We start from the raw sequence: 898 nt of genomic DNA, 5'->3' as shown, positions 1-898 counted from the left end.
TATATTCCTATATTCCTATATTCAGGTTAACTTCAAAATACCCATTGTAAACTCATGCTGTTTTTCTTTAGCCATGTTGATGATGCTTTATAATTAGGAAAAAAACGCTCAACGTGTTGCCAAAAAGCTTTACTGTGGTTTAAGTGACGTAAATGCGCTAACTCGTGGACAATCACATAATCAATAGCATGATAAGGCGCTCCAATTAAATGCAAATTAAATGTTAGCTCTCGCTTACTATTACAACTTCCCCACTTTCGCTTATAAATAGCTACTTTTAGACTTGTAGGTAACTCTTCACCCATTTGTGCGCAGAAGTACGCTAAACGCATTTCTATATATGCAGTTAGTTGCTCTTTTAAATATTCTTCAAGAAGTTGCTGATATTTTTGCGAAGTATTTTTAACGCGCGAAGAGTGCGTAATAAGCAAGCTGTCGTTACTGTTTATTACTTCGGACTTAGTACCTTGCTTAAATTCTATGTTTTCAATGCTATCAAAGATTAAAATTTGTTTGTCTTTGAGCGGGTTCTGTCTGTTATCAGCAATATTGTGCTGTTTAGTTAATTGAGCATTTACCCACACCTGCTTATCAAAAAGCCATTCTTGGATGTGTTTATTACTAACAAATTGAGGGGCATATACAGTCACCTTCTTGTTATGTACTTTAATGGCAACCGTTTTACGTTTTATACTTTTCTTTAACTGATATTCAAACACTTTCATACTCATTAATGATATTGCTACGAGAAAATTCACCAGCAATTAATAAAACCAAATAAAGTGTAATTTTCGCTTAGTTAAGCCAATTCATTAGTTTTATTAAGGTTACTCGATAGAAACTTAAATATGACCATATAAATCTAACTTAGTCCTGTGACAGGCAATACATTAGAATA

At 33.2% G+C, this 898-nt stretch carries 1 protein-coding gene; it reads right to left on the bottom strand.

Annotated elements, in window-relative coordinates; translation table 11 throughout:
* Positions 1-32 precede the first annotated feature (32 nt).
* A complete protein-coding gene (locus H5072_RS20475; RefSeq protein ID WP_182694637.1) occupies positions 33-731 on the bottom strand; it encodes a M48 family metallopeptidase in 699 nt (232 codons plus the stop codon).
* Positions 732-898 lie beyond the last annotated feature (167 nt).

Source organism: Pseudoalteromonas sp. SR45-5 (assembly GCF_014163565.1).
In the GTDB taxonomy this organism is placed as follows: domain Bacteria; phylum Pseudomonadota; class Gammaproteobacteria; order Enterobacterales; family Alteromonadaceae; genus Pseudoalteromonas; species Pseudoalteromonas distincta.
The sequence above is the reverse complement of the archived record's forward strand: the minus strand, read 5'-3'. Positions and strand labels throughout refer to the sequence as shown.

Excerpts from the sequence above, each read along its gene's own strand:
- H5072_RS20475 (WP_182694637.1), bottom strand. The coding sequence starts at position 731 with ATGAGTATGAAAGTGTTTGAATATCAGTTAAAGAAAAGTATAAAACGT.